This is a genomic window from Devosia sp., from assembly GCF_040509215.1.
In the GTDB taxonomy this organism is placed as follows: Bacteria; Pseudomonadota; Alphaproteobacteria; order Rhizobiales; family Devosiaceae; genus Devosia.
This window is the reverse complement of sequence record NZ_JBEVLL010000058.1, coordinates 1-9,301: the sequence shown is the minus strand read 5'-3', so window position 1 is coordinate 9,301 and position 9,301 is coordinate 1. Positions and strand designations below refer to the sequence as shown.

Here is a 9,301-nt window from a genome sequence, read left to right as displayed (position 1 = left end):
CGGTCTGGAGTTCGATCGCGCGCCGTTCCGAGATCGGCGCCGCGGCAGCGGCGACTGCGGCCTCGTCGGGCAGGCCGAGACGCACAAAGGCCAGGGCGCGGCCATAGGCGGCGTCGCTGCGGGTCGCTTCGTTGGCCGAGTCGAGGGCCCTGCCAAAATGATCAACCGCCTGGGCGGGGCGGTTGAGATCCATCAGACACCAGGCATGGGTGAGAGCGCCGCCGGGCGAGAGGGAGTTTGGCGGCCTGAAGGTCTGGCAACCGCCGCCTCCGCTGCCGCCCCCACTTCCTCCGCCCGAGGGGGCCTCGGCCTGCTGGACTTGTCTTGGTGCCTGCTGCTGGACCACGCGGACCGTTTGAACCTGGGTAAGGTGGGCCGGCCGGGGTTTGGGCAAGGGAACGACCGAGGCGGGCGAGGTGACCGAGGTCAGATTGCCGAACTGGGCGATGCGCACCGACCGGCCACCCCAGGTGCGGCGGATTTCTTCGACGCGGGCGGCATCGCCAAGGGCGTTGGCCGTCACCATCAGGCCATAGGCGGCGGGTTCGAGATCGGCCTGCCAGCCGAGGGCGGTCTGAAACCATTCGAATGCGGTCTGGGGCTGGTTGAACGCATAGGCGTACCAGCCAAGCTCCTGGGCCAGGCCGGCGTCGCGGGTGCCGATGGCAGTTTCGACGATGCGGCCGAGCGTGGTTTCGGAGACGGCGAGGCGTGGCTCGCGGGCAAGGGTGGCGGCCGCGGCGTCGCGATAGACCTTGGCGATATCCTCGTTGTCGTCGCGATATTCGGCCAGCGCGGCTTCGGCGGCGGCGGGGTCGTTCAATTGCACGAGGGCGACGCCGAGGCCTTGTGCCGACTCGGGCGATGGATCGGCGGAGATGGCGGCTTCGAAGAAGCGGCGGGCTTCGCTCGGACGGCTGCGGTCGAGTTCGAGATAGCCGAGAAGACGCAGGTCTTCGGCATTCTTGTCGGCCATGGCGGATTTACCGAGCAGGTCGACATCGTCGCTTGCTGGCGTGGCGCCGCCTTCTTCGAGCGCCGCAGCAACGGCGCGACGCGCCAGGTCGAGGCGAAGGGTAGCAAATTCCTCGTCTTTTTCGAGCGCGAGAAGGGCCGTCAGGTCCTCGCGGTCGAGCAGGTCGATGGCCTTTTGCATGGTGGCGAAGCGCTCGGCGGCATCCGTGCAATTGGTGAGGACATAGGAATAGGCATCGATGCCGCGCTGTTTGGTGCCGGTCTTGATGAAGGCTTCGGCAAGCCGCCAGAGATTGTCGACGCTGGCGCAGGTCAGCAGTTGCGGCGCATTGGCGGCAATGGAGAGGACTTCGTCATATTGGCCGGCATCGGAGGCGACGCGAAGGCGCGTGCCTGCCTCGCCGCGCTCGATGGTTTCGGTGAGATCGGCCGTGGGCACGAAGGTCGGATCGGCAGCCTTCTTTTCGGCGATGGCGGCGCGGGCGCCGGCATAATCGCCAGCGGTGACGAGGTCCCAGATGCGCACGATAGTCTGGTCGGGCACGAAATCGGTGGTCAGCGGGTCGGCGGGCGGCTGCCAGTTGGGATAGAGCGCGCGGAGGCGTTCGATTTCGCGCTGCAGGCGCACGGTGTCGCCCTGCTGGGCGAAATAGCGCAGCGCGGTTTCGTCCGGCGCGCCGGAGGCGGAGGTCTGCGGCGGCGCCTGGGCGGTGATGATGGGGTCGGGGAGGGTGGTGCCGATCTCGGACTGCACCGGCATGTCCGCCGCAAAGGGGGCAGGCTGCTGGGGGGTGGAAGACGGCGCGGGACCGGTTTCCGAAACGGTCATCGGATCAACGCCGAAGGGCGCGATCGCCTGGGCCATGGCCGGCAGAGAGATGCCGATCAGGCATAGGGTGAGGACGACGCGGTTCATGATTGCGCCTCAAGACCAAGGCAGGCCGGACGCTGGCGGCGCAAGTGGTCGAGCATCAGCAATTGCAGGGTGGCGGCATAGTAGCTGGTGGTTTGCAGGGTGCGCAGCTCCTCGGGTACGGACTGGCCGGTGGCGACGCATTCCATGCCGGCCTGGATGAGACGATAACCCGGTTCTTCGATGGGCTCTACCGCATTGCCGGTTGCAAGATCGATCTTGAAGAGGCCCGCCGAGGAGGCCTTGGCGCGGAAGGGTTCGAGATACGCGGGGTCGAGCCCGGCACGCATGAGATAGAGCGGGATGCGAATGCCGTTGTAGCCGAACTCGGCGGGAAAATCGGGCGCAGGGCCGATCAGCCCAGCGGCCATCACAACCCAGTCGCCCGGAATGCCCGCCGGCGTCTCGGCGGCGCGACGGAGGAGTTCAAGCCCGGTCTGGGTGACGGCGTTCCAGTCGATGACGGGATCGAGCCCGTCGAACCGCGGCAAGGCCTCGAAAATCCAGTAGGAGGGATTGAGGATGGGCTGGCCGCCCGTCGCGTCATCGCCGCCAAAGCCTTCGACGCCGGGAAGGATGGCAGGCAGGCCATCCGCAGAGGCGAGGAGGTTGCGGCCGATGGTTTGCACCATGGAGGTGGCTTGCGTGGTGAAGGCGGTTTCGCTCCAGAGGTCGCCCGCCAGCAGCAGGCCATAGGCGATCAGCATATCGCCATCGGTTGCGTTATTCTCGTCGGTCACATGCGGGTCGGCATCCGGCTCCCAACGCCAGGCGGCGAGCCCGTCATCACGAACCATGAGTTCGGTTCTGGTGAAGTCCAGAATGCGGTCGAACCCGGCGCGGTCTTCGGCCAGTGCGGCAAGAACGAGGCCATAACCCTGGCTTTCGCTGTGGCTGATATTTCCATTGGCGGTGTCGATGACACGGCCCTCGGGGCTCACGAAGGCGTCGAGATAGCTCTGCCATTCCTCTGGCGTGATAGCCGGCGCAGCCTGAGCGGACATGGTCATGAGGCCTCCGAGGAGAAGCGCCGCAATAGGTCTCATGAAGGCCTTCCGATCTTGGTAAGGACACGGGAGGTGATCAGCATCAGGAGCACGGCACCGGCCACGATGGCGAGGGCGAAATAGAGGATATTGCCCGAGAACCAGTTGGCGGCGACGCGGCGCAGGTTGAACGGCGACGTGGTTGCGGGCGTCACGACGGATACTGAATTGGCGGGCACGACGGTAATGTCGTCCTCGCCCGGCGCCAGGGCGCTGACACGGCCGGCAATGCTGCGCCATTTGGGCGTATCGATCAGCCTCTCGGTGCCGGCAGCAAGGGCCGGGCCACTCGTCGAGGTCAGGATCGTCCAGACCCCGCCCTCGGGCTGGCGCATCTGCGAGACAACGAGTGTCTCCGGCGCGGGCACATAGGCAAGGTCCGGGGCGGGGATGAGCCTGAGGTCAGTCAGATCGAGCCCGACGGTTGACTGCAGCCAGTTGGAGATGCCCGAAAGCGGACCCTCGCTCTCGTTGTTGCCGAACTGGTTGAGAAGGGCATCGTCACTGCCCTGGCCGGTCGCAACCGCCGCGCCGATGCCGGTGCGCCCAAGATTGAGCGGGGAAAGGGCAGTGGTGGGCATGACGAGGACGGCATTGGCGTCAGGCGCAAGACTGTCCTGCGGCACGACGTCGAAGGTTATGACCTGGCCCGAGGCGGTGGCAATGCGGGCGGCGAACATCATCGCGGCAACGAGCGAATCCTGATCCTGGCCGAGGGCCAGTGGCACGGCGGCGGTGCCGGCATAGGGCCAGGCCGTGCCGGTCAGGACCTGGAGATCAGGCACGCCCGTGGCGCGGGCATAGTCGGGCAGGCGCAGATCGCTGTTGTTGGAGAGAATGAAGCGGGCGGGCGCCGCCCCGGTCCAGCCGGGACCGCACACGGCGTCGGAACGGGTGAGGAGGTTGACCGCGAGCGTTGCCTCGTTGCGGCCGGGACGCAGGTTGGTCATGGGGATACGGATGCGCGTATCCTTGAGCCAGCCGCCATCGGTGCGCAGCAAGGGGGTCGCCGAAGCGATCTCGCCATTGGTGTAGATGTCGATTTCGCTGCCGGGCAGCACATCGGCCGAATAGGCGGCGTCGAGCACCAGTTCGAGTTCGCCGTAGCGATAGGCATAAAAATCCGCGGGCAGCTCGAACTGCAACTGGGTGGTAAAACGCCGGCCATTGAACTCGAGCTGATCGACGCCGAGGCTGGCAAGGCTCGCCGACGCGCCGCCTTCCATCAGCGGCAGGGGATTGGGCAGGTCGAAGCGCGGCCGCTCGGGAGAAATCGGGGCGGCGTTGAGCATGGCGTCGCCGGCACGGGTTATGGTGTCCCAGGTGGGACCGGAGACGATGAGCGTATTGGCGCCAGACGGCATGGGCAGCATGGCGGCAAGCGGGCCGGCGCTGGCCTGAGGCTGCGCCGCCTGCATTTCAGGCGGCAATTCGGCTGCGGGCATGATGGCGACATCGAGAACGCCGGGCAGGCGCTCTTCGGACGGCGCATCGGCAAGCACCACGCTGAGTTTTGGCGTGCGCAGCGCGAGGCCGATCTGCTGGACGAGATGCAGCATCGCCGCCTGGGCCGTGGGGTCGGCGACATCGGGCGCGATAAGGCGCAGCGTCGTATTGCCGGTCGCGTCGACGCCGACGGCACCGATATCGGCCAATTGCGAAATACGCCCGAGATCGTCGCCCTCGAATGCGAGTTGTGCGCTGCTGCCGGCAATCTCGGTCCAGAGCTGATAGGTCGAGTCTACCGTGCAATCGGTGCGATGGCGCTGGGTGGCGCGAAATTCGATGGTATTGGCCCCGGCGCGCAGCACGCCCGCGGGCACCTCGATGCTGACGGGCGTGGTGCCCGAAGACGAGGCGATGGGCGTTGCAGCGATTTCGGTCTGGTTGATGCGAACGCGCAGGTTCGAAATTTCGGGCGCCACGACAAGCGCGTTGAGGAGCCCGAAATTAAGCGTAGCGGGCGCAGCGGCCTGTGCGGCGGTGAGATAGACGACGACGCCCTGCTTGGCCTCTTCGCCGATCAGACGCAGGCTGGCGCCGGGCACCAGGTAGCGCGAGAAGCCGACCGGCGCGACTGCTTCAACCGGCGCCGGAACACTCGCGTCAGGCTCCGCGGGCGCCGGCACGACGACGCGATTGCTTTCGGGCGACATGTCGAACGGAGCCGGCTGCGCCAAGGCGGGGCCGAGCGTTGCAAGGATCGCGACGGAGGTGAGAAGAGCGTGCCGCTTCATTTGCCCAGCACCTTTCCCGAGCCGAAGCGGAGCAGGTAACCAAGGCCGCGGCCGGTCTGGTAAAGCGCTATGCCGAGGAAGCGGACCGTGCCACGGATGATGCCGATATTGACCTGACGCGCACTCTGGCGCGCCTGCCAATTGGCCGAATTGGCGTAGATCAGATCGGCGATCAGCCGATAGTGCTGGCCGCGCTCGGGCATGTAACGGCAGCCGAAGACGACGCCCTTGCCTTCCTGCGTAACGGAGCGGATGAAGACCGGCATTTCGTCGATGCCGATATTGGCAAGCGGAGCAAAACGCACGCTTGTGGGCATGCCGCGACCAAGGCCCGCTGCGCCATTGGGCAGGCGCACGGCGACGCCGCCGCTCGACACATTGATGAAGCCGGCACGGACCCAATTGCCGTCGGCGCCGCGCACTTCGCAGCGACGCTCAACGGCGACGCGGCGGCTGCCCCAGCCTTCGCGGCGCTCGGAGACGACGCCCAGCGCACAACCGGCAAGGATCAGGTTGAAAATGTTCCACCCGCCCACGACCATCGTCACCTCGGCCTGATAGGGCTCGGCGCCGATCTTGTAGATGGTCATGGCGACGGCAAGGATCAGCAGCAGGAAGATGAGATAGAACGGCCGGGCCAGTTCGGAGAGGCGCGCGGTGTCGACGCTCTCGTCCTTGGCGGTCACCGTGAAGCTGGGCTTATAGGGATTGCGCACCACCGAGAAGAGCGCACCCAGAAGGTGCACCGACTGGATATATTCGTAGAGTTCGGAAATCCACGGCCAGCGCCAGCGCCCGAACAGCGAATTCTGCATAACCAGGTTCACCACCACATAGGTCAGCGTATAGGCGGCGAATTCGCCGGCCGAGGCGGTGAAAATCTGCAGGTCGAGGAAGAGATAGAAGAAGGGCGCAAAGAGAAAAATCATGCGCGGCAGCGGGAAGAGCCAGAAGAGCGTCGAGGACAGGTAGCAGAGGCGTTGCGGCAGGCTCAGGCCTGATTTGAACAGCGGAAAGCTGAAGATCAGGATCTGCATCATGCCCTGGGCCCAGCGAGTGCGCTGGCCGATGAAGCTCGCAAAAGTCACCGGCTGCAGGCCGGCAACGAGCGGCTTGTCGATATAGATCGAGTTCCAGCCCCGGCTATGCAGTTCGATGGCCGTTTCGCAGTCCTCGGTGATGCTCTTGCCGGAAAAGCCATTGTTGGTGGCCAGAGCCTCGCGGCGGAGAAGGGCCGCCGAACCGCAGAAGAAGGCGGCATTCCAGCGATCGAGCCCGCGCTGGATCACGCCATAGAACATCTCGTTTTCCGAAGGCATGACTTCGAAGGTGCGCAGGTTCCGTTCCAGTGGATCGGGATTGAGGAAGAAGTGCGGGGTCTGGACGAGGAAGAGCTGGCTGTCGCGACCGAAATGGGGAACCGTTTCCTGCAGAAAATCGCGGGCCGGGGCGTGGTCGGCGTCGAACACGGCGACAAACTCGCCGGTCGAGTGCGCTAGGCCATTGTTGAGATTGCCGGCCTTGGCGTGCTCGTTGCGCTCGCGCGTGAGGTAGCGGCAGCCAAGTTCGGCGCACAGTTGCTGGAGCTGTTCGTGCCGCTCCTGGGCGGTGGCAGCCTGTTCGGGATCGGGATGGTTGCGTTTGGCTTCGGTCGAACCATCATCGAGCAGCCAGACGGTGAAGCGATCCTCGGGATAGTCCATGTCGCGGGCGGCGGCGAGCGTGCCGGCGAGCAGTTCGTAATCCTCGTTATAGCTGGGGATGAACACATCCACAGTCGGCACCGGCTCGTCCTTGGGTAGGCGGATCGAAACGTGGCTGGGCATGGGCCGCACGACCACGAAGAGGCTGAGGAAGAGCATCAGAATGCAGTACATCTCAGCGAGGTAAAGGATCAGGCCCGGAATGAAGTCGGTCCATTGCTCGATCGGCGGCAAGGTGCTGGTGGTGCGCCAGAAGGCGTAGCGCAGCACGATGATGGTGCCGAAGGTCAGCAGCAGCAGGCGCCAATTCCCATCGAGCTTAAGGAGCTTGATGACCATCATGGCGCCGAGCAGGGTGGCGCCCATGACAAGATGGGTCTGGATACTTACCGGAACGGTGACAAGGACCAGCACGATCGCCGAGATTGCGATCCAGATGACGACGGTGAGCGCCTTGTTCATCACAGGCTACCTTTGGACTGTCAGGTTCCGCTCGCGGTGGGCGAGGGAACCCTGACGGAAGTGGTGGGTGGGCGAGGCACGACGATGCCGCTTTGGCCGCTGATACCGGTGGGGCCGGGAACGATTGGCGCTCCCGGCGGGGGAACAGGCAAAGGGGTGGCGACGGGAGTTGCGACCGTGGCCGGTCGTGGCTGCGTCGTAGCCGGGCGGGGTGCGGGCTGGCTCGTGGGGATGACTTCGGCAAAACCTGCGGCGCCGACGGGCTTGATCGGGGCCGCGATCATGCCGATGGCGGCGGGCGCCCTGAGGGCGGGGAAAACTTCGATATTGAGGCGCAGGTTGTACATGATGCTCAGGAGCGCCTCTTCCGATACGCCGCGGCGGCAGAGCTGCACCCGGATGATGATGGCGCCGCGCTCGACTGCCCCCGAGGGCTTCAGCGCAGGCTCGATACGCTGCCAGGCATAGAGGCAGCTATCGCCATTGGGTGGCTTGGCGATGGCATAGCCGAAGGGGCCATAGGCGTTCTGCACATAGTAGGGCGATACGGCCATGCCCGAATTGGGCCAGGCGGCCAGCGCCTCCGCGGTCAGGTTGACCTGAGTGAAGGGAATATCCTTGAGCGCCGCGTCGCTGCCATCACCACCCCGCCCCGTGAAGCGAATGATGCTGATCTTGTTCTCGCCGGTGCTGCGGGCTTCGGTCGCGAGCGAGATGTCCTGCCTGATGGCATTGGGGAATCGCGTTTCGACCGCGGTGATGATGGCGGGGCCGCCGGGCGGGGGCAGGATGAACGCCGAGGACGGCCGAACGATCTGGGCTTCCGATGAAGGCATGTCGCTGGTGCTGGCGCAGCCGGCGAGCAGACACGCTGAAAGGCCGGCAAAAAGGCCGTTTCGCAACCAACGGCCCGCCGCGAGCCGAAGTGAGGTTGTAGTCTGCATGTCAGGTCAAACCCGATTCTAGCCCAGAAACGCTAGCAACGGCCTTCGGCCTGCTGATTAGCGCTTACCAAGCTAGGCAAGGCAGGGTTAACGAGACCTTAATTTCACACCTTGTTAATTCACCAAGTCCGGTAACATTTTCAGTCAAATGTCCGAAGGGTGAATTAATGGTGCATATCCGCGGCGTTTCACCGCGGAACATCTTTTGGCCATAATCTTAGACTTCGCGCCAAACGCCAGAGAAACGGCGCTGACGCTATTCCGAAGTCGTGTCCTTGCCGTAGTAGTTCTGGCCCAGAACGATGCGATCACGGCCGGTCGAAACGCGGTGATCGTTGGTGTCGCGCAGCGAATAGACGCAGCCGCAATATTCCTGCTGGTAGAATTCTTCGCGCTTGGAAATCTCGATCATGCGAGCCGAGCCGCCGCCCTTGCGCCAGTTGTAGTCCCAGTAGGAGAGACCCTCATAGGGCGCGACGGCGCGTTTGCCGCTGTCGTTGATCTGGGTCATGTTTTTCCAGCGCGAAATGCCGAGCGAACTCGTCATTACCGGAAAGCCGTGTTCGTAGGCGTAGAGCGCGGTACGCTCGAAACGCATGTCGAAGCACATGGTGCAGCGAATGCCGCGCTCGGGCTCGTTTTCCATGCCCTTGGCGCGGGCGAACCAGTTATCGCGGTCGTAATCGGCGTCGATGAACGGCACGTTGTTCTTTTCGGCAAAGCGCACATTCTCGTCCTTGCGCAGCAGGTATTCGCGCTTGGGGTGAATGTTCGGATTATAAAAGAAGATCGTATATTCGACGCCCGAAGCCAGCATTGCCTCCATCACCTCGCCCGAACACGGGGCGCAGCAGGAATGAAGCAACACTTTCTTCTCGCCGGTGGGGGGCGTCAGGACTGGACGTTCGAATTCTTCGCTCATGAGCGGGTCATTAGCAAAAGCCGGGCAGGATTTCCAGTTTTTCAGAACGTTCCGACGTCACCTATGCGTTGACAATCAAAGGCTGTCACCCCGGCGAAG

6 protein-coding genes are annotated in these 9,301 nt (G+C 64.3%); all 6 read right to left on the bottom strand.

Annotated elements, in window-relative coordinates; all coding sequences use genetic code 11:
- On the bottom strand, positions 1-1,891 hold a 1,891-nt coding region (locus ABW043_RS03325), incomplete at its 3' end, for a tetratricopeptide repeat protein (RefSeq protein WP_353919817.1).
- On the bottom strand, positions 1,888-2,898 hold the full coding sequence (locus ABW043_RS03320; RefSeq protein WP_353919816.1) for a family 8 glycosyl hydrolase: 1,011 nt from the start codon (positions 2,896-2,898) through the stop codon (positions 1,888-1,890). The genes ABW043_RS03325 and ABW043_RS03320, both read right to left, overlap by 4 nt.
- Positions 2,899-2,930: 32 nt before the next feature.
- Positions 2,931-5,171, bottom strand: coding sequence for a cellulose biosynthesis cyclic di-GMP-binding regulatory protein BcsB (locus ABW043_RS03315; RefSeq protein WP_353919815.1), 2,241 nt, complete (start codon positions 5,169-5,171; stop codon positions 2,931-2,933).
- A complete protein-coding gene (gene bcsA, locus ABW043_RS03310) occupies positions 5,168-7,336 on the bottom strand; it encodes a UDP-forming cellulose synthase catalytic subunit (RefSeq protein WP_353919814.1) in 2,169 nt (722 codons plus the stop codon). The genes ABW043_RS03315 and bcsA overlap by 4 nt, the downstream gene beginning before the upstream one ends.
- Positions 7,337-7,356: 20 nt before the next feature.
- On the bottom strand, positions 7,357-8,172 hold the full coding sequence (gene bcsN, locus ABW043_RS03305; RefSeq protein WP_353919813.1) for a cellulose biosynthesis protein BcsN: 816 nt from the start codon (positions 8,170-8,172) through the stop codon (positions 7,357-7,359).
- Positions 8,173-8,536: 364 nt separating this feature from the next.
- Entirely contained in the window at positions 8,537-9,202 is a 666-nt protein-coding gene (locus ABW043_RS03300; RefSeq protein ID WP_353919812.1) for an epoxyqueuosine reductase QueH, read from the bottom strand.
- Positions 9,203-9,301: the final 99 nt, after the last annotated feature.

What these genes read in the sequence shown, in the direction of transcription:
- ABW043_RS03320 (WP_353919816.1), bottom strand. Translation starts at nt 2,898, where the DNA reads ATGACCATGTCCGCTCAGGCTGCGCCGGCTATCACGCCAGAGGAATGG.
- bcsA (WP_353919814.1), bottom strand. Translation starts at nt 7,336, where the DNA reads ATGAACAAGGCGCTCACCGTCGTCATCTGGATCGCAATCTCGGCGATC.
- bcsN (WP_353919813.1), bottom strand. Translation starts at nt 8,172, where the DNA reads ATGCCTTCATCGGAAGCCCAGATCGTTCGGCCGTCCTCGGCGTTCATC.
- ABW043_RS03315 (WP_353919815.1), bottom strand. Translation starts at nt 5,171, where the DNA reads ATGAAGCGGCACGCTCTTCTCACCTCCGTCGCGATCCTTGCAACGCTC.
- ABW043_RS03300 (WP_353919812.1), bottom strand. Translation starts at nt 9,202, where the DNA reads ATGAGCGAAGAATTCGAACGTCCAGTCCTGACGCCCCCCACCGGCGAG.